Genomic DNA, 26524 nt, shown 5'->3' with positions numbered 1-26524 from the left:
CCCGTTATCGCTAACAACGGTATGGTTTCCTCTCAAGAACGCTATGCCTCAGAAGCTGGTTTAGCCGTTTTAAAAGAAGGTGGCAATGCTGTTGATGCTGCGGTAACCATTGGGTTTACCCTAGCGGTAACCTTACCGCGAGCTGGGAATCTCGGTGGCGGTGGCTTTATGCTCTTACATCTGGCCAAGGATAACCAAACCATTGCTATTGATTATCGGGAGAAAGCACCAATCGCTGCTACTCGTGATATGTTCCTGGATAATAATGGTGAGGTTGACCCAGAAAAGTCTCGATACAGTTATTTATCTGTAGGTGTTCCTGGTACCGTAGCTGGGTTAACCATGGCACTGGAAAAATACGGCACTATTTCCTTAGAACGGGCATTACAACCAGCTATTAAATTAGCAGAAAAAGGGTTCCCAGTTTCTGAAGATTTGTTCCGCTCTCTGAGATACTCTCAGCAGCGAATGCAGGCTTCTGAGGCGAGTATGGCTATTTTTTATAAGCCAGGGGGCGTGCCTTATCAGGTAGGGGAAATCTTGATACAAAAGGATTTAGCCCGTAGTTTAAAGCTGATTGCTAAATATGGGGCTAAAGCCTTTTATGAAGGTGCGATCGCATCGGCTATCGTAGCAGATATGGAAGCCAATGGTGGTCTGATTACCAAAGAGGATTTAGCGACCTATAAACCCGTGATTCGAGAGCCGATTCGGGGCACTTATCGGGGCTATGAGATTTATTCTATGCCACCTCCAAGTTCTGGAGGTATCCATCTGGTGCAGATGTTGAATACCTTAGAAGCATTTCCGATTCGGAAACTGGGACATAATACTGCCCAAACCATTCATTTAATGACGGAAAGTATGAAGTTAGCTTATGCTGACCGTTCTAAGTTTTTAGGAGATCCTGACTTTGTGCCCGTTCCGATTGCTGAATTAACCTCTAAAACCTATGGTGAAAGCATCCGTCAACGGATTAATCCCTATCAAGCAACTCCCAGTTCAGAAATTGCCCCTGGTAATCCTACTCAACGGGTAGAAAGCAATGATACCACCCATTATTCAGTGATGGATAAGTATGGCAATGCTGTTGCTAATACCTATACTTTAAACTTCAGCTATGGCAGTAAAATTACAGTACCGGGAACGGGTATTCTCCTCAACAATGAAATGGATGATTTTTCAGCTAAGCCAGGAGTCCCTAATGCTTTTGGGTTAACTGGAGCAGAATTCAATGCTATAGCACCGGAAAAAAGAATGCTGAGTTCTATGACCCCAACAATTGTGCTCAAAGATGGTAACCCTTATCTAGTCACTGGCAGTCCCGGGGGGAGTAGGATTATTACCACCGTTTTGCAATTGATTATGAATGTAATTGATCACCAGCTCAATATTGCTACAGCTACTAATGCCATTCGGGTACATCATCAATGGTTACCGGATCAACTTTTTATAGAACAGGGTTTGAATGGTGATACAATCCAGTTATTGAAGTATAAAGGATATAAGATTTCGGTGGCTAATGCTATGGGGAGTACCCAGAGTATTATGTACATTAACAATTCATTTGAAGGTGCATCTGATCCTCGCCGACCTGGTGCCTTAACCTTAGGTTATTAACATAGCATTTACTTTAGCAATCCGTGTAGGAATTGTGGGAGTTTTGGATCGTAAATTCCCTACTCCCGTCTTGATGCAAAGCGCGAGTGGGGGAAACCACGCCAGTTGCTCATGGGGGGAACCCCCGCATGAAGGCACTGGCTCCCCAAGACCGCGCTGCATCGCTACTCCCTACTCCCTACTCCCTACTCCCTACTCCCTATTCCCTATTCCCTATTCCCTGTTCCCTTTGCTATTACATGCCTCCACCTGAGCCTAAGAATAAATGCCTAGATTGCTTAGGGATGAAATTGGAAGGAACGCTGATTCCGCCAAATAAACAAAAACGTAAGTTTTGGCAAAAACCCTCTAAAATCCCGCAGATTCATTTATACCTAACCATCCAATTTAAGCAACAGTGGGAACAGTTGCTCGAAGGTCGTGTTAAATTTGGACTCAAAGGTGGAGTACTGCGTCTTCATCTCCAAAATGGTAATATCCCCTATGAATTCCGTGACCTTGGTGGTTATCTTCAACTGGTAACAGTAGGTAATCAACAGTCATCATGGCCTAGTTGTGATATCAACCAGCGTCCAACAGATCCTAATGGCAACAGGGAAAAAGGGGGAGGTGTTGTTACTCCAGAAGCTACCCAATCGCAATCCCACGAGACATCCCAACTAGAATATCAACCAGAATTCTACGAGACATCCCAACTGCAATCCTACGAGACATCCCACGAGACTGACCAAGTTTCCTGGTGCCACATTACCAATCAAGTTTCGGCAGAAAATCCTGCCTGGATTTTTGAAGAAGAGAAGGGGAATGGTGTTTTATTTGGTTCCCTGAATCGGGTAAAGCTAGCAACTGTCAATGTCACTGCTTTACCCTGTTGTATCCAAGCAATCTTTGAAGTATCCCAGCGGGATATTTGTGTAACTGAAGTTGAGGGGTTGTGGTCCTCAAACCTTACCCGCAATAAAACCGTTGTGCTAAACAGACTGATTGTGGAACATTTGTTGGTAACTAGACTTAAGCCCTATCTGTCTCGAGTGGAATTGCAATATGGGTGAGGAAAAATCTCAACCGATTCTGCTAAGCCTGATCAAGCGGGTTTTAGTGGCAGAAACAGACAATCTTGAGCAGTTGACCGCAATGGTTGGGCTGAATCTGGCTGATGACTTCACTGCAGCTGACTTAAGTTACACTGACCTCAGCCAAGCTAGGTTGATGGCAGCGGATTTCAGAGGAACGGATTTCCGGGGGGCTAACCTCCAAGGTGCCAACTTATGTAATGCTGACTTGAGGGGGGCTGATTTCAGTCGTGCGAATCTAAGCATGAGCCACTTCAGGAGTGCTAATCTCCAGGGGGTAAGCCTTGGTGGTGCTGACCTGAGGGGGATACGATTAGATGGGGCTAATGTCAGGGATGGTGATCTCAGTGGTGCTGACTTGAGGGGAGCTGACGTCAGGAAAACTGACCTGACTGGTGTCAATCTTAGCGAGGCTAAATTGGGAGGTGCTTACCTCCAGGGGGCTAAACTCAGGGGGGCTAATCTGGGTAGTGCGATTTTGAGCAGAGCTAACCTTCAGGGCACTAACTTCATCCGTGCCCACCTGGGGGGGGCTGATTTGAGGTGTGTTGATTTATCTTATGCTAACTTGAGCCGTGCTGAGCTTAGTGAAGCTAATCTCAAAGGTGCGAAACTGAGGGGAACTAATCTCAAAGGTGCTGATTTAAGTTTAGCAGATATGACCCAAGTCTGCCTGATTCGTGCTAATTTGAGTTATGTCCATCTGATTCGTGCCAAGCTACGCAAAGCTGAGCTGATTCGTACTGACTTAAGTCACAGTGATCTCAGGGGAGTTGATCTTCAGGGAGCTGACTTGAGTTTGGCTATCTTTGAAAATGCTGACCTTAGGAGTGCTAATCTCAGAAGTGCGAAGATGAATCTTACCGAGTTACATGGTGCCAATCTCAGGGGGGCTGATTTTAGTGATGCTGACATTAGGGGGGCAAAAGTTAAAGGGGCTAGGTTCGCTAAAAATAGAGGTATTTCTAATCAGATGAGACGGGTTTTGATGCGGTTAGGGGCAATTTTTGAAGATGATGACCGCGATAGCTCTATAGTAATTATTCCTCGTTAAGTTACGGAGTATCTGTCGGTAAATTGTAGCGCTGGGGGCAGGGAATCGGGAATCGGGAATCGGGAATCGGGAATCGGGAATCGGGAAAAAGTTATGAAAAAACTTTTTATATAAGTTTTAGCAATTCCTCTTGATGCAGTAGCGAGTAGGGTGCGTTAGGCTTGGCCTTAACGCACCCACAAGATCTATTACAAGACCGCGATCGCATTTCTTCAAGCAACGTTATCCCCTGAGGTACGTAAGGGAATTAGAGGCAGCAGGGGAGACAGGGGAATCAGAGACACCTTTGAGGTTTCAGTCTTGGCAGGCTCGGGTGCTTGGAAAGGTTGCTCAAATTGCTCAAACTGCATTTCGGACACTGGTTGCTGTAACAATTTTTCTAATGCAATTTGCGGTTGGACTTCAGCAATATCTTCTTCGAGGATTTGATTGAGCTTAATTTTGTCTTCTATTTCCAGAGTAGTAATTGCTTCGACAAGAGATTCGAAAGGAATTAGCATTTTGACAGCAGCTTGTATCATATTTTACCTTCCGGGATTATGTTTATATGATTACTTAAGTTACTATAGTAGCCCCAATTTACCTCTGTGGTAACTCCAGTTTATGTTTATTAACATAAAATTCCAAGTCAGAATTTTAACTGTTGACTATTTTACAAAAATGTGTTTAATCCAGCCATAAAATTTAACCAGCTATGGTTATTGTCAACAGATCAGGACATAGGATTAAAATGAGCAAAAATGTAGTTAAACATACTATTAAGCATGGAAAACTACTTTTCTCTGGCTTACTAAGCAGGGATTCTAGGATGTCTGTATAATTACTCTAATAAAAATCTCCCGATCTCCCCATCCTCACAGGGGTAGGTTGTTTACATTTAGGTCGGGAGTCGGGAATCGGGAGTCGGGAGTCGGGAGTCGGGAAAAGCAGGAAATGGGGAGAATTATCCCGGAAATTATTGTGTATTTTGATACGAATTTTGAGGAATTTCTACGTAATCAAAGTACCTACTCGCCCCTTTGTAAAAAACCTACCCTTGTGAAATCTGCCCACACTTCCCACACTTCCCACACTTCCCACACTTCCCACACTTCCCGCGCCCCTGCCCCATCTCCCCATCTCCCCACACTTCCTACAGGTTTATGATGGGTATTCAACCGGACGAATAATCAAGATTTGGCAGTAAAATCACCAACATCTCTATTACTTCGGTCGGGTGTGATGGAACCAACAGAAGCACAATATCTAATTCTCAATGCTTTGGATACCTTAGGATTACTAGAAAATACTGTTTATGACCAAGACAATGGCATTTGGTACATCAGCACTGCTAGCCTTCTTCTGCCCTTTGCTATGCTTTTACCAAATGGTGAAATTACCCCGATTACACCTGTAGCCGAATTATGAAGCCCTTAAGTGAATTACAACAACAGCAATATCAACGAATGATAGAACTCTCCACTCTGGCTCGTCAGCGATATCTGGACTCCGGAGGAGATCCAAACCGAGCCTCAGGGAGTCTACACAATGAAAATTACATGACTGCGGAAGAACAGCAGGAATTCTTGGTATTAGCTAGGGCACTTTCCGGCATATACACGAATAATGGTTATGTTTACTGTCAAGGGCGCTCTTGGAAATTACCCGAAGTGTTGAATCACGACTAGAGGGGAGAGTGTGGGTAAAACCTACCCCTGCTCCCTTCACATACCACAAATTTCCCTTAATTCTTTTTCTTGGTCTTGATGAGTGACTAGGTAATCATGGAGCCAGTTACAACTCTTTGTCACTAAATCCTCTAAATCGAAATTCCATAAAATTACTGTCTTGTCACTACTAGCAGTAGCGATAGTTTGGCCGTCATAGCTAAAGGCGACGCTATTGACACCATCCCTATGTCCGGTCAGGGTGTGCAGTAGTTTTCCTTCCAGATTCCACAGTTTCACCGTGTTGTCATGACTAGCAGAAGCGATAGTCTGGCCGTCATAGCTAAAGGCGACGCTATTGACAGCTGCCCTATGTCCGGTCAGGGTTTGCAGTAGTTGGCTTTCCAGATTCAACAGTTTCACCGTGTTCTGCCCAGTAGCAAAAGCCATAGTTTGACCGTCTGGGCTAAAGGCGATGCTATAGACCCAATTTTTATCTACGGTGAGGGTTTGCAATAGTTTGCCTTCCAGATTCCACAGTTTCATTGTGGTGTCATAACCACCAGAAGCGATAGTTTGACCGTCTGGGCTAAAGGCGACGCTCCGGACATAATTGCTATGTCCGATGAGGGTGTGCAGTTCTTTGCCTTCTCGATTCCACAGTTTGACGGTTTTGTCCCAACTAGCAGAAGCGATAGTTTGACCATCATAGCTAAAGGCTACGCTAGTGACAGGTTCGCTATGCCCGGTAAGAGTTAGCAGTTCTTTGCCTTCTCGATTCCACAGTTTGACGGTTTTGTCCTGACTAGCAGTAGCAATAGTTTGCCCATCATAGCTAAAGGCGACGCTATTGACCTCATCCCTATGTCCGGTCAGGGTTTGCAATATTTTGCCTTCGTGATTCCAAAATTTCAAGGTGCTGTCCCCACTAGCAGTAGCGATAGTTTGCCCGTCGGGGCTAAAGGCTACGCTATTTACAGGTGCGCTATGTCCAGTGAGGGTGTTTAGTTCCTGACCTTCCAGATTCCATAGTTTCACCGTGTTGTCCCAACTAGCAGAAGCAATGCTCTTGCGATCAGGGCTAAAAGCGACGCTAGTAATCCAATGGGTATGTCCTTTGAGGGTAAGCAGTTCCTGGCCTTCCAGATTCCATAGTTTCACCGTGTTGTCAGTACTAGCAGACGCGATAGTCTGGCCGTCATAGCTAAAGGCGACGCTAATGACAGAATTGCTATGCCCAGTGAGGGTGAGCAGTTCCTGGCCTTCCAGATTCCATAGTTTCACCGTGTTGTCCCAACTCCCAGAAGCAATAGTCTTACCATCCGGGCTAAAGGCGACGCTACTGATAGTTTCGCTATGTCCAGTGAGAGTACGCAGTAGTTTACCCTTATGATTCCAAAGTTTCACCGTCTTGTCCCAACTCCCAGAAGCAATAGTCTTTCCATCTGGGCTAAAGGCGACGCTACTGATAGTTTCGCTATGGCCAGTGAGGGTGTGCAGTAGTTTGCCCTCATGATTCCACAGTTTCACCGTGTTGTCCCGACTACTAGAAGCGATAGTCTGGCCGTCATAGCTAAAAGCGACGCTAATGACAGAATTGCTATGCCCAGTGAGGGTGAGCAGTTCCTGGCCTTCCAGATTCCACAGTTTCACCGTCTTGTCCCAACTCCCAGAAGCAATAGTTTTACCATCCGGGCTAAAGGCGACGCTACTGACAGTTTTGCTATGGCCAGTGAGGGTACGCAGTAGTTTGCCCTCATGATTCCACAGTTTCACCGTCTTGTCCCAACTCCCAGAAGCGATAGTTTTGCCATCATAGCTAAAGGCGACGCTCTGGACAGGTGCCGTATGTTTTTCCAGGCTATTAAATTCTTTCACTCCATAGAGAGATTGCCCTAAACTAGCGCTCAACTTAATTCTAGTATCAGCTTTTACCCAATTTGCCTTTTTGAGTTTTCCTGCTGCCTTTAAATTCCGTTTGAGAACATCAAAGGGTCGCTTTGAGTTGGAAAGATTCTGTGAAAGTTCACTGAGGATTTCAATTTCACTTCTGGTTGCTTTTCTTAGCTGTTCACGAGATTCCAACCAAAGAACCGTTGAAGCAACTGTCCCCAATACCAACACAGCAATAACAGCTCCCACCCTTAAGCTGCCGTTACGGGTCATTTGCTTGTGCTTGTGACCGCTTACCTGAATATACTCCTCAGCCAGCCCATTCAACATGCCCAACTTACCATACTCGTTTAAATACTCTTGGGCTTCTACTAACCTCCCCCCAAGCAACAGTAAACCAACATCATCACGCTTCTTTCCCTTCTGCTGCCATTCAAGGGCTGCCGCTTCCAGCTTGCGTTCGATCACCATTGTCTCTGTATAAGTCTGCTTCCACTCCACCAACTTTCCCCAGTGGCCAATCAAGGCTTCATGAACCACATCCAAAACCACATCCTGGGAATTTTCCTCATGGCTTCTAGTAATCAAGCGGTTGTCTGAACTGGCTAACTTCTGGCTAACAGCATCGAGCAGTTCTAAACTGTGGTGAGAATTGACTAACTCCCCCAGGCGTATTCGTCTACGGGTATCGAGAGTATCTCCCACTTGAGTTAATTCCAACAACAAACGCCTAGCCACATTTTGTTCTTCCGGTGATAGACTATCAAATACCTGATTGGCTCTCTTTTCGAGAGTTCCCTCAATTCCCCCTAACTGTTGATAAGTCTTTAAGCGTAAAAACGTTTCCTGCTGATGTCTTGACTGTTTCCATAATTCCGTCAGAGTATATTGGAGCAGGGGCAGGCTGCCTGGATAATCTTCGACATCGTTAATCAGTTGCTGTTTTAATCTGCCCTCAATTCCCAATCCTACTAATTCCGCCGGTTTAGCGATCGCTTCTTCAATTTCCTCACGGTTCAAGTGGTCTACATTGATGTAAGGTTTATTAATCTTTTCAACAAATTGAGCATACTCTCGCAACCGCCCCCGAAAGTCAGAGCGCATAGCAATTAAAACAATTAGATTGTTGGTATTCTCGATTAATTCAATCAAACTGTTAAAGAATTCCTGGCGTTGGTCAGGTTGACTCATGGTGAAGCACTCTTCAAACTGGTCAATAATTATGACCACCGGAGTAACACTAGAATTCTCTGACTGCTTCTGCTCGCCCTCCCCATTTTCCAGCACCTCCTGTAACCTTTGCTTTGGTGCTTCACCAGGAGTAAAAGGTTCCAGATAATACCAGCGATCGCTTCCAACAATTACCTGCCCTAACTTCAGTTGATACAATAATCCAGCCCTAACTAAGGAAGACTTGCCACTACCGGAAGCCCCTAACACTAACAGCAGACGGTCTTTTGTTTTAACTCGTTCAATTAACTGCTGGGTCAACTTAGAGCGACCGTGAAACACCAGAGCATCCTCTACTTTCGCCGTAAAATAAGACAGAGACCGATAGGGGCACTTATCCTGAAAGCTGGATTTCGTAAACTTGGTAGTGAGTAGAATAGCTTGGTTTGAGTTAGCGATTAAAGGACGTTGAGAAGTCATTGACATCCGCTTCTCAATAAACTCTGCCAAATTATGACTATTTACAATACCATCCGGGTGATTTTCCGGATTCAACCCTGCCAGTAACGCCTTGGTAAATACTCCTTGTTCATGGCTTATCTCTACTCCCGGTTCAAAGGAACGAGTAGCAGTAATTAAGCAGTAAGCTTTATCGGTTGGGATAAAGTTTAGTAACTCGCCACTGTAGCAACAATCTAACCAAATCACTACCTGTTTGACTGAGCTAGTTGCGATTTGCTCACCCAACTCCCGTAGAGAATAGCCATAAATTCCAACATCAGGGAAGGCATCACTAGTGACTAAGAAAACTTCCTCAATACCATCCACCTCTTGTCTACAGCCATGGCCTGAAAAGAAAAATAAGGCGGTTTCTGGGGCTTGGTTGGGAGCGGGAGGATTAAACAGATTAGCGACTGCTGACCTTAATTCCTCTAATTTTACTATGCCTCTGCTCGATAGTTCCTCTGGTTCTTTTTGAGTCAATCCAAGGGGTAAGTCCTGAATCCGAAACGGTTCATAGCCATAGTGATCTAATTGTTGAGCGACATTTTCCCCATCTAATGCCGCAACGGTCAGGTCGTTAAAGTTGGTGTATTCTGGATAACGGTTAATCCCAACGATTAGGGCTTCCCATTCCGGTGTCATTGGAGCGAGGTTCTGAATTTTTATTAGGTTAACATACTATCGCAATTTCGAGCACTCGGCTGATCCTTCGTGTATAAAGATAGTGATTGAAGTAGTGGCAGTGGCTGATGAATACTAACAAAACCCTATTAGCTTTTTTACTTGCTCTGACTGATTTAGACACACCCTTGAGTCAAGCTGAGACTAAGAGCATCAAAGAAATTGGCGATCAACTCGATGCCCAACCTCTGGCCTGGGAGAGGTATACCAAACCCAAGTTACTAGAGATGATTGCAGCTAATCCTGAGTTAAATCAACGTTACCAAATTTACTCTACCCAACTTATTAACACTAGGGTCGATATTCCCCTAGAGTATCTACCAACAGAAGCGGAAATCCAGCAATTCGATACCACTAGTAGTGTCTGGGTCATCAAAGGATATAAACCTAAGTCATCACCTACAGGCTATGACCAACACATTAATAATATTGTGATTGTCGTCAGTCGTACAGAACAGCCAGAAGCAGCTGTGAAACAATTACCCTTGGAAAAACTGAAACAGTTTTTAGGGACTTCTAAAAAGTAAAGTACCCAATTTGGAAGATGGGAGTGTGGGGAGATGGGGAGATGGGGAGATGAGGAGATGGGGAGATGGGGAGATGGGGAGATGGGGAGATGGGGAGATGGGGAGATGGGGAGATGGGGGAATAAAATTGAATGTAGCTCGTAAGTAGGATCAACGCTATACTCAGAAATTGGCGTTGGGTCAGTCTTCGAATGAATACAGAGTAGAGTGGGCATCCTGCCCGCCCGAAAATAACCATGAAACTGGCAAGATGCCAGTTCCACGCCTGATGCATTAACTGGCAAGATGCCAGTTCCACGCCTGATGCCCATTCCACAGGATTTTTAGCCTGTTCCCTGTTACCTGTTCCCTGCTCCCTACTCCCTACTCCCTACTCCCTGCTTCCTAAAATAATAATTTGTACCTCACCCAATTGAAAAGAGTGCTATAGTGAGCGATCTAATCTTTCCAACTCTGGATTTATTTTTATATGATTTACGAGATGCTCTCAACCTCACTGAAGCTGAGAAGCAAGAAAAGCAAGCTAAGTTCCGAGCTAAACTCCCAGCCGATAGTAAATTTTCCGATCCTGATCTAGAAACCAAATATTTAGAACTACTCCCTAGGCAAAAGTACTATGATTTTACCACAGCAAACAATACCCTAGAAGGGTACTACTACCCTGTCCGCTTAAATGATACCTATGGTTTGCAAATTGATTGTTCCATTAACAATCAAACTGACCCCCAAACCCCTGACTGTTTTGCCAGACTCCGAGCCGAAATTGAATGGAGATTACAAGGTGAAAGGGCAACCCTAGGGCAAACTTGGATGCTTTCTGGATGGTTATCGAAAACATCGAGCAAAAGCTATGAATACATTGCTCAATCCTGTTATCAGGTTTTCCAGACAGCGGCGAATTGGTCACAAGATTTACATGGAGTATCAACACCCGAAAGTTCGACAAAACAGGAAAAAGACATTGCAAAATCTGGTGATAAGGTTTTCGATAAAGGGGCGAATTGGTCACAAGATTTACATGGAAAAGGCAGGTTATTTGGTGGTGAAGTTTTTGAGCTGTGGCGATATCAACCCCTGAATCAGGCCAACTGCCATGTAATCATTATGATCTTTCCTGACCAAGCAAGTATGGAAAAGGCAGCGGAGTTGTATACGGATTGGATGGGTCTGTTTAGTTATAGAAACAAAATTTTATGGGCTTACAGCCAAAGTCGCTTAATCAAAAATTCATTGGTCAATTTTTATAAGCAGGCTGAAGAAAATCAGAGACTTATCAGTGACCAAAACTCTTCTGGCTTTAGGGAGCAAACCATAGCCGCAAAACTGGATGATATTCAAAAGTCTTTGGATAATTATACCCTAGATTTGCCTAAACTAAATTTTCAAAACCAAATTATCGAGATTAATTTATTCAATTATCAAACCCGTTTAGAAATCATCAACCAAAAATGCCAAGAATTAGGGGCCGATAATAATCTGAAGTTTTTAGAAACGTTTAGTAAAGAAGTAAAGCAAAATTACTTATTGCAGGTTACTAAAGACTATGATACAATGGCGCTAGGCTTACGGCTACTAGAAACCAGGATAAATGCCATCCGTAGTCAAATTGAGCTGGAAAAAGCAGAACGCGATCGCACTTTTCAAAATATAGTAACGGTAGTTGGTGCGGGCACAGCGGTTACAGCTTTAGTGGATTTTGAAGCGAAGCAGTGTAAGGCTGTATCCAAGATTATAAAACCCTTGGAGAACAGTTGTAAAAACCCTTTAATCAATAGTGTGATAGTACCTGTTGGGCTCATCCTGATCTTTGGAGTAATTGCTTTGTGTCTCAAAAAAATCTTATCTGCTAGTAGGTAGGGGTGAACTGAGCTGTTGCACGATTGAAATTAATCCTATGGTGGGCAGTGCTTACCGTTCCCAGATCCGTAGAGTGGGCATCCTGCCCGCCCGAAAATAAGCATGAAACTGGCAAGATGCCAGTTCCACGCAAGATGCCCATTCCACGGCCAGATGCCCAAATCTAAGGAACGGGCAAGATGCCCATTCCACGGCCAGATGCCCGTTCCACCAAGATGCCCATTCCACAGGTGCGACCCGTGGCGAATTTAATAATTAGATGCGGAAAGCGCACCTAAAAACTCTTAAAATCATTCCATTATTAAGCAACGCCCCCGACTCCCGACTCCCGACTCCCGACTCCCGATTCCCGACTCCCGACAACTGCCACGAAGTCTAATCAACTGCTCCCAACGCTTTCAGGGACGTAATAGTTGCTTTTGTTAAACCAGTAACACCAGCTATATTCATCCCCTCATAGGGTCTAGGCACTCTCAGGGTTTTGATACATTGACCCTTCTCGATATCCCAAAACTTAATTGTGCCATCGTTGCTGCTACTGGCCAGCATTAAACCATCTCGACTAAAAGCAACAGACCATACCACATTAGTATGTCCATGGAGAGTTTTGAGACATTCACCTGTCCCAACATCCCAGAGCTTACAGGTTTTATCATAACTACCACTAGCGATCAGTTTACCATTAGGGCTGAACGCCACTGAGCGTAAGTAATGGGTGTGTCCGCGCAACGTGTTGAGACATTCACCAGTGCCAACATCCCAGAGCCTGACCGTGTGGTCTTCACAGCCACTAGCGAGAATTCTGCCATTTCCACTAAAGACAACGGACTTGATGATATTTCGGTGTCCCTGCAAAGTGCTCAAACAGTCGCCGGTGTCAACATCCCAGAGTTTAACGGTTTGGTCTTCACTGCCACTAGCAACAATTGTGCCATCTGGACTGAAAGCAACTGACCAGACCAAACTCCTGTGTCCTAGTAAGGTTTTGAAACACTCACCGGTGCTAATATCCCACAGTCTTACCCTATCATCATTATGACCACTGGCTAAGATTTCTCCATTGGGACTAAAGGCGACTGAAATTACCCACTTCTCTCCGTGGAAGGTGTTGATGCATTCACCAGTGCTAATATCCCAGAGTCTTAGGGTTTGGTCTTTAGAGCCACTGACTAATATTGCACCATCTCGACTGAAGGCAACAGAACATATCAAATTGGTATGTCCTCGTAAGGTATCGAGGCATTCACCGGTCGCAACATCCCAAAGTCTGACGGTTTGGTCTTCACTGCCACTGGCGAGAGTTGTGCCATCTGGACTGAAAGCAATAGACCATACACCATTGGTATATCCTCGAAACGTGTTTAGGCATTGACCAGTGTTAATATTCCATAGCCTTACAGTTTGGTCATCACTACCACTTGCTAAGGTTACACCATCTGGACTGAAAGCCAATGACCATACACCATTGGTATGTCCGTACAATTTATTGAGGCATTCACCGGTGCTAAAATTCCATAGCCTTACGGTTTTGTCATCACTACTACTCGCGAGGGTGGTTCCATCTTTACTAAAGCCAATTGACCGTATGCTTTTTGTATGTCCCCGCAGAATCTTAACGCATTCACCGGTACTAAGATTCCATAGCCTTACAGTTTTGTCATCACTACTACTGGCGAGAGTAGTTCCATCGGGGCTGAAAGCCACTGACCTGACCTGATGAGAGTGTCCTTCCAAGGTGGTGAGGCATTCACCTGTATCAGAGTCCCAGAGTTTGATAGTTTTATCTTCACTGCCACTGGCGAGAATAGCACCATCGGGACTACAAGCTACGGCTCTTACGGTCTGGGAGTGCTCTGGCAAGGTGTTCAAGCATTCACCGGTACTAACATCCCAGAGTCTCACGGTCTTATCGCCACTGCCACTAGCAACAATTGTGCCATCTCCACTGAAAGCAACTGACCATATTCTACTCCTATGTCCTCGCAAGGTGTGGAGGCATTGACTCGTAGCAATATCCCAGAGCCTGACGGTTTGATCTTCACAGCTACTAGCCAAAATCTGAGTCTCTTCACCGTTACCATCATCTAGCCTAGTAAAGGCCAAAGACAATACCCAACTGGTGTGTCCCTTTAAGGTTAAACGGTATTGACTATCAGCAATTTGCCACAGATGAATCTTGCCCATGGTATCACCTGCAGCCAAAAGCTGGCTATCGGGGCTAAATCCTACTGACAAAATACTACCAAAAGGTTGAGTAAAAACTGATTTAGCGATGGTAGCATTAGCGAAGTTTACATCTAGCAACTCTACCCCCTGAAGGTAAGCTTGCCAAATAGTGAGATTAGAAAAATCATAACCCCTTAAATCAGTTTTAAGTTGGCAGAGCATATTCAGGATATTACCGGGTGCATAGCCTACCCTTGGCACCAAGTTTTCTCTTATCTTTGAAAGACTAAAATTTAGGTTTTCCTCCAGATGACGTTGACTATTAAAACTAGCGATTAGCCGGTCGATTAATGGTTTAAGGAGCAGACGGGATTGAGCTTCCCGAATGTACTGTTTTGCCAAAGCCTTTAGCAAACAATGAGAATTAAATAGAGCTATTTTATCGGTGAGTATTTCCTGACTAACCTGCTCAATGATTGTCTCAGTCATGAACTCGATCAGCACAGGTTGCAGGGTAAACCCTGCTGAACTTTTTTCCAAAGGTAAACGTCTTTGCAGGGATTGCAGTGTTACTGGTAACTGTTGTTTAGCCACTGGTGAAAGGATATCCTCTCGGAGTTGGGTAAGGGAAACAGCTTCCCGATTAATTGCCAACCAGTACAGAATATCTTTTTCGTGGTCTGACAATTGCTCAAAGTGCCAGGTTAACACTTCACAAAAGTCATCGAAGACGGGTTTTCCTTCTGTTAAAAAGTCGCCAATATTCCCCAAAAATACTTCATCAATATGCTTAGCAACAATTTCTAGAGATAAAGGATTACCGTTGTAAAACTCAATCAGTTGTTGCCATTGCTGATCTGAACCATAAAATGAGGCTATGGAATTAAATATTTTTTTGCCATTTACAACATCAAAACCGCTTAATTCCAGGCAACGAACCGGTCGTGTTTTGCCTTCAAGTCTGGCAATGGCGTGGGGCTTCTCTCGGCTGGTGATTAACAAGCAGCTTTGATGGGAGACTTCTCCAATTTTTCGGAACAATTGCTCATACTCCTCATATCCTTCTCGATATTGCCCAGGCTTATCACCACCTTGTAAAATTGACTCCACATTATCCAGGATTATCAAACAGCGATGCTCACGCAAATAGTGAAGTAGTCGTGATAGTTGAGCATCTATGGTGTCTGGTAAATCTGTTTCTACCTGGTTGGAGAGAAATTTGATCAGCTCTTCAAGAATTTTGATAATGGGAGGAGCATTCAGTAGCGTACGCCAAATTACGTACTCAAAGTCATCCTGAATGCCATGGGCTAGCTTGAGGGACTGATCAGTTTTGCCAATTCCCCCCTTACCTAGCTTCAGGGAGAGTCCAGTTTTACCAATTCCACCCATTCCTAGAATTGCCACAACTCGGCAACGATCATTGAGAATCCATTCCACTAAGGTAGCTAATTCTTCGGTACGTCCAAAAAAAACTGGCACATCCGGCGCTGCTGACCAATCTACTCGATTTGGGGGGATTTTAGCGGTTGTCTTCTGGATTGAGGACTTAGGGAGGTTGTTCTCAATCACATATTCCCAGTTAAGTCCTAAAACTTGGCAAAATACCTGGAAAACTTGGGCATTAATTGGTTTTCCTTGCAAGAAGCGTTTCCAAGTAGCTAGGGAGACACCAGGAGCATAGATTTCTTGCAACCCATACTCGGAGGATGCCCAGTCGATATCTGGATTTAAGATCTTACTCGCCTCGACCAGCCATCTGTGATCCTCTATCGTCCATCCCTTTCGGTTTCGATACTGTTTAATTGTTAGTCTTCCCTGTCGAGATGCTTGTAAAGATGGCAAAATCTCACCTCAGCTATAGGATTTACAAATAGGTCATGAACAATCTTGCTGATGTCTCATAACATCAAAAACTCTTTGGAGCTCTTTCCTACTATTCCCTGTTCCCTGATCCGAAGTTCCCTGTTTCGACGGGTCCGCTGTTTACATTTCAAATAAAAATGCATACTATATTAGAATCAAACCAATAGCTAAGCTCAAGGAAATCGCAGCTAAACTCTGGTAAACGCCCTTAGGCATATTCCAGGTCTAAGAGGCTATTTTAAAGGTGTTGGAGCCTACTCGTACATACCCCCCTAACCCGCCAAAGCAAGGGGGTAAGTGGCTCAAAGTCCCTCAGATTTCCGATAATGATCGCTGATGCCAAACATGTGTTACTTCTCAAACATCCTCGCGACCCAGAGAATCTTAATGGGCTACGCCCACGCTACGCGATGAAGCTTTGCTTCCGCTAAGAGCGATCGGAGCCTCTGTCAGTAGACATACTCCTAAAGTAAGTGACAAGATCCCACCAACACTTAGGTTCGCTTTCCCCATTAAGAATTAAATTCCACACAGGTCGCACCTCAGGAAACCTCTTCACAATCCTGTTCACAATTCTTTGCTACTTGATGTGTTAATAATCCAAACTAGAGCCAGCTGAGAAATCAAAATTATTATACTTTATTATACCAATTGTCAAGTGCCAATTTTGGCTCATCTGTTGTGATCACCAGCTGAGCCAAAGCTGATCCAAAACTGTGTCTAGCAAAGGCTGGGCAAATTCGGAATTCTGGATAATGTGTAATTCAGGTAATGCTAGTCATGGCACAAACAAGATCAGAACCCCCATTACTGATCCAAGCAATCCTTGAGGGGTTTGTGGATGGGGTGCTGATTCTAACTATTAACCAAGATTGGTTTCATGCCAATGAGTGTGGACGTCGAATGTGTTCTCAAATCACTCAAGGTAGGTCACAGATAAATTCTATCCCTGACCAAATTTGGCGAGTTTGCGAATCATTAATTGATAGTCGTGAGTGGTTTTGCGATCGCAAACTAATTCTCGAAGCTGAAATTAAAGTGGATAAGTCAGTTAACTTTCGGGTTAGGGTTAGATGGTTAACGTTAGAGTTATCCCCAGATCCTTACCTCTTAGTAACCCTAGAAGATCAAAATCAATCTTATCAAAATTCCGCTAGCACTGATGCGCTCAAATATGGGTTAACTCCCCGGGAAGAGCAAATATGGTCACTTAAAAAAGCGAACTTTACTTACCGAGAAATTTCCCAGCAGCTATTTATCAGCATCAATACGGTTAAAAAGCACTTAAAAAACATTTACGCCAAACAAAAATACTGATAGGTATTACCATTAATATATAGCACTCCTCAATTGATTTAGGGACTTTAGCCCTGGCTTTTAGGGAGTAGGTATTGGTGGTAATCAAATTTAAATTTGTTCATCATTATAATTACTAATTTAACTAAACTTATTACTACGTTGAGTTAAGAATCATAAAATATACTAATTTTTTCAAAAATAGGGGAGCAAAACTCTATGTCAAATAAAGAAAACCGAGAGTTGGATAAGTGGATTAAGAGTAATCCAGATTCAAGAGAATTAAAAAGAGCGCTAGCTGTAAAATTTGCCATACAAGGCTTGGAATATCAAGCAATATCCGAATTCTTAAATGTATCAAAGAGCTTCATTAGTAAGTGGAGAAAAATTTTTTATGCAGCGGGTGTAGAAGGATTAAAATTATCTTATAAAGGGGGTAAAGGCTATTTAAATAAACAACAAAAACAAGAAGTTATCACTTGGATAAAAAAACGATATAAATGTAATTTTGATCAATTAGAGGGTTATTTGATTGAGGAATATAATGTAGTTTTTAAATCCCGAACTAGCTATTATCAATTAATAGCTGAAGCCAGGAGTATTGTGGAAGAATCAAAAAACAATAATCATTATAAAAATAAAGAATTATTGGATAAAATACTGAATCGTATTTACAATCAAGCCTAGTTTTATATCTTACTTAAGAATGCTATAATATTTTAATATTAGGGTTGATACAAAAAACTTATAATAAATGAATCCTCACCTAATCTTGCCAGTCGGTACCCAAGTGGTAACTCGTGTGGCTGCTAAAAACTCTGCGGGTGAAACATTATGTGTACAAGGAGCAGTCGGTGTAATAGTCAAGGCACCAACAGATGATTCTCATGCCTATCGGGTGCGTTTGCCTAATGAGAGGGAAGTTACCCTAGGTCGCCATGAATTTAGTATTCGTAAACACTTCCAAAAAGAAGGGTTACAGCTCTCGGAAGACTTACTCACAGAGTTAAATTTATATGATCATGTGATCTACCGCTGTGTAGTAGGGTCGAGAGCATTTGGTCTGGATGATGAAAACTCTGATATAGACAGACGAGGTATTTACCTGCCACCAGCTGTGGTTCACTGGTCTTTGTATGGAATTCCGGAACAGTTAGAAAACCACGAGACTCAGGAGTGCTACTGGGAGCTGCAAAAGTTTATCATTTTGGCACTGAAAGCTAATCCAAATGTGTTGGAATGTCTCTACACACCACTAGTGGAAACAGCCACTCCCCTAGCCAAGGAATTGCTAGCTATTCGAGATATTTTTCTGTCTAAGTTGGTTTACCAAACCTATAATGGGTATGTGATGTCCCAATTTAAGAAAATGGAGCAAGATTTTCGGACTAAAGGAGCAGTTCGATTAAAACATGCTATGCACTTAATCCGTTTATTGCTCTCAGGGATCACAGTCTTGAAAGAGGGGTTTGTACCAGTGAAAGTTGAGGAGTATCGGCAACAACTCCTAGCCATCCGTCGGGATGAAATGCCATGGCAGGAGGTTACTGCTTGGCGATTGAGTTTACATCAAGAGTTTGATGCTGCTTTTGCCAACACTAATTTGCCAGAACGTCCGGATTATGAAGCAGCTAATCAGTTTTTGATTAAAGCACGTCAAAGTATGGTTTATAGGAAAGGGAACAGGGAATAGGGAATAGGGAACAGGGAACAGGGAGTAGGGAGTAGGCAACAGGAAACCAAAATTATCACAATTATTACACGGATTGCTATAGTTATACAGCGTTTTTCATAACTATTAGGTGCGCTTGACCCATTAAGAATTAAATTCGCGTGATTGTCGCACCTGAGTTACACAGGATTGTTTCACTATTGCCTCTTGCCTCTTGCCTCTTGCCTCTTGCCTGCTCCCTTCTCCCTGCTCCCTACTCCCTGCTTCCTAAAAACATGTACCTCACCCAATTGAAAACTGCTGTATATGAATTTAAACCAAAAACTACTATCTGTAATTTCTACTCAACCCCATCCACTGTTATTTGCTACCCTCAGTGGAGCGCATTTGTATGGTTTCCCTTCACCGGATTCTGATTATGATTTGCGTGGGAGTCACATTCTGCCAGTGCAGAAGGTTATAGGACTGGACCCGGGACCGGAAACGATTGAAGTCTCGGAAATTCGGGATTCCATAGAACTGGATCTAGTCACTCACGATATCAAAAAGTTCTTTGAGATGCTGCTGAAAAAGAATGGTTATGTCTTAGAGCAGCTGTACTCACCCCTAGTTATTCACACTACACCGGAGCATGAGGAATTAAAAGCGATCGCAAAACAATGCATTACTCGCTACCATGCCCATCACTATCTAGGATTTTCCCGAACCCAATGGAAACTGTTTCAAAAGATGAGTCCATGTCGTGTCAAACCTTTGCTTTACGTCTATCGGGTGCTGTTGACTGGTATCCATTTAATGAAAACTGGGGAAATAGAGGCTAACTTGGTTAAGCTGAATGAGGTGTTCCAGTTACCTTATATTCCAGATTTAATCGCTCGGAAGTTAGCAGGAGCAGAAAAGTCTGTATTGGAAGATACAAATATTGACTTTCATGAGGGAGAATATAGTCGTCTACAGAGTCAATTAGAGGAAGCGTCTGAGTCTAGTTGGTTACCAGAAGCACCATCAGCTAAGGATGCTTTGAATGATTTGCTCTGTAGATTGAGGATGGCAAATTTACATTGAAATTGCTATATAGCAAAGGGAGCAGGGAGCAGGGAGCAGGGAGCAGGGAGCAGGGAGCAGGGAGCAGGGAGCAAGGAATAAAATTTCTAGAAAATGCTATAATAATAATTATAAATAAATTTTTAAATGAAAGTAAAACAATTAGCAATTTCTAGTATGATATTTGCTCTGCTTGTGCTTGGTTGTGCTAGTGAAACCCCAGCAGATAAGACCCAGCCTCAGCAGGTAGCAGGGGATTGTGGTGAACGCCAATGTCAGGAAGTTTTAGCTGACCTTGGCGATAGTTTTCCAGAACAAATAGCTGAATGGGAAAGGGAGTGTAGTGATAGCAAAAGTTTCAGTTTAAAGGTTTTTCAGAATCAAGAAGAACCCCAGCGAGTCAGCTTTATTTGTTGGGATAAACCCGTAGGAAATGGCAATCGCACTGGTACATGGTTAGGGGTTTTGCCGTTAGTAGCGAATGATTATACTTTTGTGAAGCCATTGGTTTGCTCTAATTCTGACCAACAGTGCCAGAAAGTATTGCCTCAATTACGCAGAAATGCTCCAGAGCTAGTCCAGAAAGCAGAATTTAAATGCGCGACCAAACAGGGGTCTCTATTTTTGAGAGTTTCTGAGCAGGAAATCGATATTCGTTGCGGGTTTTTTGCGACCTCTGTTTGGGATTAAAATGGCGATGGCTTAGTGGATAATGAAGACCCAGTTAGTGTTGATATTTCAGTGGGGACTTTTAAACGCTAAAGTTTTATAATTAAGGGGATAGCTGATATCTAATACTATAGCATTTCCAAATATATCATGAAAACTCAGGCTAATTTACACTGCCCCCTACTCCCTACTCCCTACTCCCTACTCCCTACTCCCTACTCCCTACTCCCTACTCCCTACGGGGAGCGCTAATAAATGTCTATAGATAGAATTAACAATGCCAATGCCTTAATTATCGGTTCCAATGGAGGTATTGGTCTGGCTTTTGTCAAACAATTGCTGCAAGATGAATCCTTTACCAAGATTTATGGCACTTATCGTAACCGTGATTCTAGTTCGGAATTAATTGCCCTTGAAAACAACTATCCTAATCGATTAGTTTGTCTATCGATGGATATTACCGACGAGTTGCAAGTATCTGAAGCTATCAAACAAATTAGTGTAGGGATAAACAAACTCCACTTAGTGATTAATTGTGTTGGATTGCTTCATGACGGAAGCTTACAACCAGAAAAAAGCTTGAAACAGATTAATTCAGAACACTTGATGCGCTACTTCCAGGTTAACAGTATTGGAGCAGTGTTGCTGGCTAAACATTTATTACCATTATTCCGTCATAGCGATCGCAGTATTTTTGCTAGCATTTCTGCCAAAATTGGCAGTATTGGTGATAACCAACTGGGAGGATGGTATGGCTATCGAGCATCGAAAGCAGCCTTAAATATGTTTATGCGAACGGTGGCGATTGAATACAGTAGAAAAAGTCCTCAAACTATCGTTGTTACCTTGCATCCTGGTACAACCAATACGCGCCTTTCTAAACCCTTTCAAAAAAATGTACCTGCTGATAAGTTATTCCCAGTAGAGCGTACTGTTAATCAACTACTGGCGGTGATTGAAAAGCTGGATAAAGGGGATAGTGGACAGTTTTTCTCCTGGGATGGAAGCCAGTTACCTTGGTAAACTAGTGTAAGCATTTAGCTATCAGCTATCAGCTATCAACTATCAGCTATCAGCTATCAGCTATCAGCTATCAGCTATTAGCTATTAGCTATCAGTTATCAGCTATCAGTTATCAGCTATCAGCTATCAGCTATCAGCTATCAGCTTTTGAAGAAAACAGCTAAGGATTAGTTTAATTGGAGGAAAGTCTTTTAAAGAAAACAGGTAAGGATTAGTTTAATAGTCACGAAAGAGGTTGATTTTAAGCTGACCACTGACCGCTGACCGCTGTTTGCGTAGCGTGGGCGTAGCGCATATGCTTACATAAAGCCTTTATTCAGTCTTTAGGACTGACTCTTTTGAGTCGTCTTTGGCAACGTTATCTCTGGGAAAACCGGATATCAATCCGCTTTCAATCATCAAACCAATCCCGGCATTAATCACAACTAAGCTTAAGGTTCCTAACCAAAACCAAGGCTCTCCTTCAATTCTTTTAGAAACGGCTTCTCCAAATAAGCATAAGCCTAAGGGAAAAAGCAGAACTCCAGCTTGAGATTTGATATACCAAATTAGTTTCTTGTTCATGAGAGTGCTATAGTCTTTACCAAGATAATATAGTAGCTTAATGGTGATCAATTTAAAAGGGGGCGTATTTACTAACTGTTTACCAACTGTTGTTAATAAAACGCTAAATTGTAACGGGCAAGATGCCCATTCCACATTGTGCTACACGGGCAAGATGCCCATTCCACATTGTGCTACACGGGCAAGATGCCCATTCCACATTGTGCTACGCACACGCTACGGGAACCCATGGGATTATACCAGATAGATGTTACACTTACCTGATAACTGAACACCATTATTAAAACCCGTGGCAAATTCCCCAGCATCTCCAGAGTCCCAATCCGAAACCCCTAAATTGGCTCGCACTCCCCTATTTGACCAGGTGGTAGCACAAAATGCCCGCTTGACAGCTTTTGCGGGTTGGGAAATGCCAGTCCAATTTAGTGGATTGAAAAAAGAACATGCTGCAGTACGAACTGCTGTCGGAATTTTCGACATCTCCCACATGGGTAAGTTTGCTTTTCATGGTAAGCAACTACGGGAGCAATTGCAGTCTCTAGTGCCTTCGGATTTAACCCGCCTGCAACCGGGTCAAGCTCAATACACGGTGTTATTAAATCCCAATGGTGGAATCATTGATGACATTATCTTCTACTACCAAGGTGAAGAGGAGTCTGGGGAGCAGCGGGGGATGATGATTGTTAATGGAGCAACCTGCACCAAAGACAAAGACTGGTTGTTAGCTCACCTGGATGCTGACTTAGTTACCTTACAAGACCTCTCAACATCAAAAGTGTTGATCGCAGTACAGGGACCATTGGCGATATCACATCTTCAGCCATTTGTCAAAGAAGCGTTAGCACCAGTCAAAGCGTTTGGACATCTAGAGGCAACGGTGTTGGGGAAACCGGCATTTATGGCTAGAACCGGCTACACGGGGGAAGATGGATTTGAGCTGATGCTAGACCCAGATGTGGGCATAGAGCTGTGGCTGACACTTTTAGAGTCTGGTGTCACTCCCTGTGGTTTAGGTGCCAGAGATACCCTGCGCCTAGAAGCAGCAATGGCACTGTACGGACAAGATATTGATGATACCACGACACCTTTAGAAGCTGGGTTAGGTTGGCTAGTGCATCTTGATAGCAAAGGAGACTTCATCGGACGCTCGGTGCTAGAGCAACAAAAATCAACGGGGATCCAGCGCAAGCTAGTTGGGATCCAGATGCAAGGAAGGCAGATTGCTCGCCATGGTTACCCAGTCCTAGCTGATGGTGAGGTGGTAGGAGTTGTCACTAGTGGTACATTAGCACCAACCTTAGGAAATGCGATCGCACTAGCCTATGTTCCCAGAAAGTTGGGCAAAGTTGGACAGCAGCTGGAAGTAGAAATCCGGGGTAAATCCTATCCCGCCGTTGTGGTCAAGAAGCCTTTTTATCGCTCTGAAAATCGTCCATCGGCCAAGTAAAGCTATCCATGGCTGACAGATAACCTTAAACTTTCAACTTTCAACTTTCAACTTTCAACTCTCAACTCTCAACTTTCAACTTTCAACTTTCAACTTTCAACTTTCAACTCTCAACTTTCAACTTTCAACTTTCAACTCTCAACTTTCAACTTTCGATTGCCTAATGCCTAATATATTTCTGGACAACTTCCCAACCAGTCAGGGAAACCCAGGTAAATCCCACTAGCAAGGCAATGTTGGTAGCAACGTGAACAGCCCTTGCTAAGGGTTGTTGAGGACTAATTTGGGTAGCACTAAAGGCTGAGAGCAACACCAGTGCTACCACAGACCATCCAGCTATTAAGTGGGCTGAATGACCTAGATGACCGTAATGGCCGATGGTACCTACTAAACCAATCCCCAGCAGAACTAAGACTAGAGCGACCATGATCCAGCCAATGATGTAGTGCAAAGGGCGTAACCAAGTCGGTCGTGGGCGTCCGGAGTGACGTTGATAAAACGCAATGCTGCCGGTGATTGCCAGGAGTACATAGGCAAAGAGGGATAAACCCATTGACCAAGCAGCAATTTTCCAGAGCCAGAGAAAAGAAGGGAGATTCACAGGGTGATGGGGTGATGGGGTGATGGGGTGATGGGGTGATGGAACAGAATCTCAAGATCTGTTCTTGTTCACTTTTGAATTACCCTTGCTATGGTTACAGACCAAGTGACAAGTTACAAGTCTAGCACTATAGCCTATTTAGCTTGAACTTTCAACCTACCTGACAAGGGACGCCTGGGTAAGAACAACCTTGGCCTTTTGGCCACGCTACGCGAACGGCCACGCTACGCGAACGGCCACGCGATCGCGTTCAACCAGACAACCAGACAACCTTCAACCAAACCACCTTGGCCAATAGGCCACGCGATCGCGTTCAACCAAACAACCTTCAACCAGACAACCTTCAACCAAACCACCTTGGCCAATAGGCCACGCGATCGCGTTCAACCAGAGAACCAGACAACCAGACAACCAAACCACCTTGGCCAAAAGGCCACGCGTTCGCGTTCAACCAAACAACCTTCAACCAAACAACCTTCAACCAAACAACCTTCAACCAATGAAAAAGGGGTTGCTCCTGTTGTAAGCAACCCCAAAGTATAGATTATAGTAACTAGACCGCGCTAACCAGCCTAGGCAATTTTTCAGCTAACACTCTTGGACTATCAACTGTTTCTGGATGTGGTTTGATATCAGCAGGTTTGGCTGATTGGGCGGAAACAGCATAGCCATAAGCATTACCACTTTGGCTAACCAATAAGCGGTAACAAGGGATGGTATCTGAGAGAATAGAACTTGCCATCATCCCCGTATGTATTTCTAGAAGAGCCTGTGGCGGTGCTTCAAAAACTAAGCGCTGCCCTGGGAAAACAACTCTTTCAAAGTACCAGTTAGGTATATTAGTTATTCTAGCAATCTGGATCTGGCTAGTAGCGTTCACATAGCAGCACAGAAGGGAATCTTGGCTATCTGAAGGAATAGGATCAAAAACTTGTGTCATATCTATTAATTCTCTAAAGGTTAATTTATTACAAACACCAAGGTAGCATTGATGATCCCGGCGAGCTGTAAACATGGCTACTAATTATTGGAGTTTACCTCAGCCGATCACCAACAAAACACCGTTAATATGCTGATTATTGGGATTATTTAGGATTATTTGCTGGTTTTAGCGATATTCAGCATCATTCAGGTGTAATGCTCACTCTAGAAACCCTATTATATGACTTTACTCTATTAGATGACTTTATGCTGATTTTTGATCCCTATAGACAAAACTACCATACGCTTGAGGTAAGTCCCTAATTTTGGTAAAGTTAAGATATGTAAACACCAATTTCATAATTGTTGCCCACCCTTGGTAAGTTCTGCCCGCCGTAGTCTCAAAGTAGAGAAAACGGCGGTAGATAAATCTGTCTATAACTCTAGCTATAACTCTAGGTATAGATCTGCCTTGAAATCTTGAGCTTAATTGGCCTTTGGGCCACGCTACGCGAACGGAATTGGTCAAGAATAACCCAAACTAACCTTCCTGATAAAAAAAACTTATAATAACAAAAAATCATTACTATAAACAGTTACCAATGGAACAGAAAATACTATATGTTCGCCTTCCGTGTAATCCAATCTTTCCGATCGGGGTGGTTTATTTAGCTGACCATGTTCATAAACAGTTCCCGGATGTAGAACAGCGCATTTTTGACTTGGGAACTGTACCTCCCCTAGACTTTGGCAGCGCCTTGGATACTGAGATAGACCAGTTTAAACCAACCCTGTTGGTATTTTCCTGGCGCGACATTCAAATCTATGCTCCAGTGGGTGGTAGGGGTGGTAACCCGCTCCAAAATGCCTTTGAGTTTTACTATGCTGGCAATCCCTTGGTGAAATTACGGGGAGCGCTGGGGGGTCTGCGTTTAGCTGCCTCTTACTATGGCGAACTGTGGGGGAACTTGGGGTTAATCAAACAAGGACTCAAACGAGCTAAACGATATAACCCAGACGCTCGCCTGATTGTGGGGGGTGGAGCAGTTAGTGTATTCTATGAGCAGTTGGAAAATAAACTGCCAACTGGAACCATCGTTTCCGTTGGAGAAGGGGAAACCTTACTCACGAAACTTCTCCGGGGTCAGGACTTCGATGATCAGCGCTGTTATGTGGTAGGGCAAGCTAAGCCACGCGATCGCATGATCCATGAGTCTCCCACTGCCATTA

The 26524-nt window shown here is 43.7% G+C and carries 23 protein-coding genes and 1 pseudogene; 17 read left to right on the top strand and 7 right to left on the bottom strand.

The window, feature by feature from the left end; all coding sequences use genetic code 11:
* The 3 genes from ggt to F6J94_RS09705 all read left to right on the top strand — a co-directional run.
* Nucleotides 1-1620, top strand: a 1620-nt coding sequence (ggt, locus tag F6J94_RS09715) for a gamma-glutamyltransferase (protein ID WP_293039488.1), incomplete at its 5' end; no start/stop codon positions are given.
* Between the two features lie 128 nt (nucleotides 1621-1748).
* Nucleotides 1749-2672, top strand: coding sequence for a hypothetical protein (locus tag F6J94_RS09710; protein WP_293027804.1), 924 nt, complete (start codon nucleotides 1749-1751; stop codon nucleotides 2670-2672).
* A complete protein-coding gene (locus F6J94_RS09705; RefSeq protein ID WP_293027808.1) occupies nucleotides 2665-3747 on the top strand; it encodes a pentapeptide repeat-containing protein in 1083 nt (360 codons plus the stop codon). The genes F6J94_RS09710 and F6J94_RS09705 overlap by 8 nt, the downstream gene beginning before the upstream one ends.
* Before the next feature lie 212 nt (nucleotides 3748-3959).
* Here F6J94_RS09705 and F6J94_RS09700 read toward each other — a convergent pair whose 3' ends face one another.
* The gene (locus tag F6J94_RS09700; protein WP_293027813.1) at nucleotides 3960-4247 is read right to left on the bottom strand and encodes a hypothetical protein; all 288 of its coding nucleotides are present in this window, start codon (nucleotides 4245-4247) and stop codon (nucleotides 3960-3962) included.
* 721 nt (nucleotides 4248-4968) lie between these two features.
* Here F6J94_RS09700 and F6J94_RS09695 point away from each other — a divergent pair.
* Together F6J94_RS09695 and F6J94_RS09690 are read left to right on the top strand one after the other, a co-directional pair.
* A complete protein-coding gene (locus F6J94_RS09695) occupies nucleotides 4969-5154 on the top strand; it encodes a hypothetical protein (RefSeq protein WP_070392097.1) in 186 nt (61 codons plus the stop codon).
* Nucleotides 5151-5414, top strand: a complete 264-nt coding sequence (locus F6J94_RS09690) for a hypothetical protein (protein ID WP_293039486.1) — start codon at nucleotides 5151-5153, stop codon at nucleotides 5412-5414. The genes F6J94_RS09695 and F6J94_RS09690 overlap by 4 nt, the downstream gene beginning before the upstream one ends.
* Nucleotides 5415-5450: 36 nt before the next feature.
* Here F6J94_RS09690 and F6J94_RS09685 read toward each other — a convergent pair whose 3' ends face one another.
* A complete protein-coding gene (locus tag F6J94_RS09685; RefSeq protein WP_293039484.1) occupies nucleotides 5451-9602 on the bottom strand; it encodes a caspase family protein in 4152 nt (1383 codons plus the stop codon).
* Nucleotides 9603-9709: 107 nt separating this feature from the next.
* Between F6J94_RS09685 and F6J94_RS09680 the strand changes: the two genes are divergently transcribed.
* Complete coding sequence (locus F6J94_RS09680; protein ID WP_293018146.1) at nucleotides 9710-10168, top strand: hypothetical protein; 459 nt, start codon at nucleotides 9710-9712, stop codon at nucleotides 10166-10168.
* A 429-nt stretch (nucleotides 10169-10597) separates the two neighbouring features.
* Nucleotides 10598-12025: a hypothetical protein gene (locus F6J94_RS09675; RefSeq protein WP_293039482.1), complete on the top strand. Its 1428-nt coding sequence runs from the start codon at nucleotides 10598-10600 to the stop codon at nucleotides 12023-12025.
* 51 nt (nucleotides 12026-12076) lie between these two features.
* Here the strand turns inward: F6J94_RS09675 and F6J94_RS09670 are convergent, their stop codons facing one another.
* Nucleotides 12077-12253: a hypothetical protein gene (locus F6J94_RS09670; RefSeq protein ID WP_293039480.1), complete on the bottom strand. Its 177-nt coding sequence runs from the start codon at nucleotides 12251-12253 to the stop codon at nucleotides 12077-12079.
* A 147-nt stretch (nucleotides 12254-12400) separates the two neighbouring features.
* Nucleotides 12401-16036 (bottom strand): NB-ARC domain-containing protein, encoded by a 3636-nt coding sequence (locus tag F6J94_RS09665; RefSeq protein ID WP_293039478.1) that lies wholly within the window; start codon nucleotides 16034-16036, stop codon nucleotides 12401-12403.
* A gap of 801 nt (nucleotides 16037-16837) precedes the next feature.
* Between F6J94_RS09665 and F6J94_RS09660 the strand changes: the two genes are divergently transcribed.
* The 6 genes from F6J94_RS09660 (at nucleotide 16838) to F6J94_RS09635 (ending at nucleotide 21761) form a co-directional block, all read left to right on the top strand.
* Nucleotides 16838-17374 carry a helix-turn-helix transcriptional regulator gene (locus F6J94_RS09660; protein WP_293018151.1) on the top strand — a complete coding sequence of 179 codons (537 nt, stop codon included), beginning with the start codon at nucleotides 16838-16840 and terminating at the stop codon, nucleotides 17372-17374.
* A 198-nt stretch (nucleotides 17375-17572) separates the two neighbouring features.
* Nucleotides 17573-18040 carry a helix-turn-helix domain-containing protein gene (locus tag F6J94_RS09655; protein ID WP_293039476.1) on the top strand — a complete coding sequence of 156 codons (468 nt, stop codon included), beginning with the start codon at nucleotides 17573-17575 and terminating at the stop codon, nucleotides 18038-18040.
* Between the two features lie 67 nt (nucleotides 18041-18107).
* Complete coding sequence (locus F6J94_RS09650; RefSeq protein ID WP_293018153.1) at nucleotides 18108-19046, top strand: nucleotidyltransferase domain-containing protein; 939 nt, start codon at nucleotides 18108-18110, stop codon at nucleotides 19044-19046.
* A gap of 285 nt (nucleotides 19047-19331) precedes the next feature.
* Entirely contained in the window at nucleotides 19332-20090 is a 759-nt protein-coding gene (locus F6J94_RS09645) for a nucleotidyltransferase domain-containing protein (protein ID WP_293039474.1), read from the top strand.
* 126 nt (nucleotides 20091-20216) lie between these two features.
* Nucleotides 20217-20759 carry a hypothetical protein gene (locus tag F6J94_RS09640; RefSeq protein ID WP_293039472.1) on the top strand — a complete coding sequence of 181 codons (543 nt, stop codon included), beginning with the start codon at nucleotides 20217-20219 and terminating at the stop codon, nucleotides 20757-20759.
* A 234-nt stretch (nucleotides 20760-20993) separates the two neighbouring features.
* Nucleotides 20994-21761: an SDR family NAD(P)-dependent oxidoreductase gene (locus F6J94_RS09635; RefSeq protein ID WP_293039470.1), complete on the top strand. Its 768-nt coding sequence runs from the start codon at nucleotides 20994-20996 to the stop codon at nucleotides 21759-21761.
* 312 nt (nucleotides 21762-22073) lie between these two features.
* Here F6J94_RS09635 and F6J94_RS09630 read toward each other — a convergent pair whose 3' ends face one another.
* Nucleotides 22074-22325, bottom strand: coding sequence for a hypothetical protein (locus F6J94_RS09630; protein WP_071103539.1), 252 nt, complete (start codon nucleotides 22323-22325; stop codon nucleotides 22074-22076).
* A 122-nt stretch (nucleotides 22326-22447) separates the two neighbouring features.
* Here F6J94_RS09630 and F6J94_RS09625 point away from each other — a divergent pair, with 122 nt between their 5' ends.
* Both F6J94_RS09625 and gcvT read left to right on the top strand, forming a co-directional pair.
* The gene (locus tag F6J94_RS09625) at nucleotides 22448-22609 is read left to right on the top strand and encodes a hypothetical protein (protein ID WP_293039468.1); all 162 of its coding nucleotides are present in this window, start codon (nucleotides 22448-22450) and stop codon (nucleotides 22607-22609) included.
* A 5-nt stretch (nucleotides 22610-22614) separates the two neighbouring features.
* Complete coding sequence (gene gcvT, locus F6J94_RS09620; protein WP_293039466.1) at nucleotides 22615-23772, top strand: glycine cleavage system aminomethyltransferase GcvT; 1158 nt, start codon at nucleotides 22615-22617, stop codon at nucleotides 23770-23772.
* A gap of 160 nt (nucleotides 23773-23932) precedes the next feature.
* Here gcvT and F6J94_RS09615 read toward each other — a convergent pair whose 3' ends face one another.
* Nucleotides 23933-24373, bottom strand: coding sequence for a DUF4079 domain-containing protein (locus F6J94_RS09615; protein ID WP_293018160.1), 441 nt, complete (start codon nucleotides 24371-24373; stop codon nucleotides 23933-23935).
* Nucleotides 24374-24571: 198 nt separating this feature from the next.
* Here F6J94_RS09615 and F6J94_RS09610 point away from each other — a divergent pair, with 198 nt between their 5' ends.
* Nucleotides 24572-24916: a hypothetical protein gene (locus F6J94_RS09610; protein WP_293039464.1), complete on the top strand. Its 345-nt coding sequence runs from the start codon at nucleotides 24572-24574 to the stop codon at nucleotides 24914-24916.
* A 10-nt stretch (nucleotides 24917-24926) separates the two neighbouring features.
* On the opposite strand, the gene F6J94_RS09605 is transcribed toward F6J94_RS09610, so the two are convergent.
* Nucleotides 24927-25313, bottom strand: a complete 387-nt coding sequence (locus F6J94_RS09605) for a DUF1830 domain-containing protein (RefSeq protein ID WP_293039462.1) — start codon at nucleotides 25311-25313, stop codon at nucleotides 24927-24929.
* Between the two features lie 583 nt (nucleotides 25314-25896).
* On the opposite strand from F6J94_RS09605, the pseudogene F6J94_RS09600 reads away from it, so the two are divergent.
* Nucleotides 25897-26524 (top strand): annotated as a pseudogene (locus tag F6J94_RS09600) (radical SAM protein); the annotation flags it as partial.

This window comes from Moorena sp. SIO1F2 (assembly GCF_010672755.1).
Classification (GTDB): Bacteria; Cyanobacteriota; Cyanobacteriia; order Cyanobacteriales; family Coleofasciculaceae; genus Moorena.
This window is presented reverse-complemented; position numbering and strand designations above follow the sequence as displayed.

Excerpts from the sequence above, each read along its gene's own strand:
- F6J94_RS09630 (WP_071103539.1), bottom strand. The coding sequence starts at position 22,325 with ATGAACAAGAAACTAATTTGGTATATCAAATCTCAAGCTGGAGTTCTG.
- F6J94_RS09695 (WP_070392097.1), top strand. The coding sequence starts at position 4,969 with ATGGAACCAACAGAAGCACAATATCTAATTCTCAATGCTTTGGATACC.
- F6J94_RS09710 (WP_293027804.1), top strand. The coding sequence starts at position 1,749 with ATGAAGGCACTGGCTCCCCAAGACCGCGCTGCATCGCTACTCCCTACT.
- F6J94_RS09705 (WP_293027808.1), top strand. The coding sequence starts at position 2,665 with ATGGGTGAGGAAAAATCTCAACCGATTCTGCTAAGCCTGATCAAGCGG.
- F6J94_RS09650 (WP_293018153.1), top strand. The coding sequence starts at position 18,108 with ATGAATCCTCACCTAATCTTGCCAGTCGGTACCCAAGTGGTAACTCGT.
- F6J94_RS09625 (WP_293039468.1), top strand. The coding sequence starts at position 22,448 with ATGCCCATTCCACATTGTGCTACACGGGCAAGATGCCCATTCCACATT.
- F6J94_RS09655 (WP_293039476.1), top strand. The coding sequence starts at position 17,573 with ATGTCAAATAAAGAAAACCGAGAGTTGGATAAGTGGATTAAGAGTAAT.
- F6J94_RS09685 (WP_293039484.1), bottom strand. The coding sequence starts at position 9,602 with ATGACACCGGAATGGGAAGCCCTAATCGTTGGGATTAACCGTTATCCA.
- F6J94_RS09660 (WP_293018151.1), top strand. The coding sequence starts at position 16,838 with ATGGCACAAACAAGATCAGAACCCCCATTACTGATCCAAGCAATCCTT.
- F6J94_RS09645 (WP_293039474.1), top strand. The coding sequence starts at position 19,332 with ATGAATTTAAACCAAAAACTACTATCTGTAATTTCTACTCAACCCCAT.
- F6J94_RS09605 (WP_293039462.1), bottom strand. The coding sequence starts at position 25,313 with ATGACACAAGTTTTTGATCCTATTCCTTCAGATAGCCAAGATTCCCTT.
- F6J94_RS09635 (WP_293039470.1), top strand. The coding sequence starts at position 20,994 with ATGTCTATAGATAGAATTAACAATGCCAATGCCTTAATTATCGGTTCC.
- F6J94_RS09690 (WP_293039486.1), top strand. The coding sequence starts at position 5,151 with ATGAAGCCCTTAAGTGAATTACAACAACAGCAATATCAACGAATGATA.
- F6J94_RS09700 (WP_293027813.1), bottom strand. The coding sequence starts at position 4,247 with ATGCTAATTCCTTTCGAATCTCTTGTCGAAGCAATTACTACTCTGGAA.
- F6J94_RS09640 (WP_293039472.1), top strand. The coding sequence starts at position 20,217 with ATGAAAGTAAAACAATTAGCAATTTCTAGTATGATATTTGCTCTGCTT.
- F6J94_RS09680 (WP_293018146.1), top strand. The coding sequence starts at position 9,710 with ATGAATACTAACAAAACCCTATTAGCTTTTTTACTTGCTCTGACTGAT.